A 1089-nucleotide genomic window follows, 5' to 3' on the forward strand; every position below is an offset into this window, starting at 1 on the left:
GCATCTTCAGAAAGCACGTGCTCTGCCGGCATGCCCTGTGCCTTGGCCGCGGCATAGATGTCGGTACACAGCGTCTCCATGCCGGGCAGATGGTCGACCGAGTAGACCTCGGTCTTGCCCGAGACGCGGCCATCCAGCACGGCGTGCGCCGGCTGCACCTTGCCGTCGCTGTCGCGCTCATTGGCGAGGAGAAAAAATTCGAGCTCGAAGGCGCCGGCCGGGTACAGCCCCTTGGACGCCAATATGTCGACCTGCCTTGCCAGCGCCAGCCGCGGGTCCGATGACATCGGCGCGCCGTCGAGATGATACATCGCCATCAGCACCTGGCCGCGCGGCGGTTTGGTCCCGTGGAGCGGCACCAGCGTGCCAGGAATCGGCCAGGCGCGCAGATCGCCGTCGCCGGTGGTCCAGATCAGCCCGGTCTCGTGCACGTCCTCGCCGGTGATGTCGAGGCCGAGGATCGAGATCGGCATGTGCCGGCCGCCTTCGAAGATGGCTTTCAGCTCGTGCCGGCGCACGATCTTGCCACGGCCGACGCCGTTGGCATCGGTCAGCACGATATCGAAGGCTTCGATCTCAGGATGGGCGTCGAGAAAGGCCTGCGCCTCGGTGGGCGTCGAGCCCGAAGGTGAAGTCATGATGGAGCCCGGCCTGGCTTGCGCGCCTGTCTGTTGGGTGGCTTGTCTCATGCCGCAAGCTCCGCCGCAACTGCGCCGAAGGCGGTGATCAGCCGGTTGACCTGGGCGCCAGTGGTCGCCGGAGAGATCAGCATCATATTGTGGAAGGGCGCGATAAGCACGCCGCGATTGACCAGCGCGACATGGATGGCGGCTTCGAGTTCCGGCGCGTGCGCGGCCTCCGCCTCCGCCCCATTGCGCAGCGGGCCCGGCGCGCAGATGAATTCGACGCGGGCGCCGACGCGGGCGACATGCCATGGCAGGCGGTAGCGGTCGATGACCGTGGTCAGCCCGGCATCGAGCCGCCGCGCCAGATGATCCATGCGGTCGTAGTTCTCGGCCGTCATCACTTCTTCGAGCGCGGCGCGCATCGCGGCAAACTGCAGAGGATTGGCTGAGAGCGTCGTGCCCA

Annotated in this window: 2 pseudogenes; both read right to left on the reverse strand. The window is 66.8% G+C overall.

The features are described from left to right. Positions 1–638: pseudogene (locus tag FJ980_RS33685) on the reverse strand (glutamine synthetase); the annotation flags it as partial. Between the two features lie 47 nt (positions 639–685). Continuing rightward, a pseudogene (locus tag FJ980_RS33690) lies at positions 686–1089 on the reverse strand (aminotransferase class III-fold pyridoxal phosphate-dependent enzyme); the annotation flags it as partial.

Origin of the sequence: Mesorhizobium sp. B1-1-5, assembly GCF_006443065.1 — a bacterium.
Lineage (GTDB): Bacteria > Pseudomonadota > Alphaproteobacteria > Rhizobiales > Rhizobiaceae > Mesorhizobium.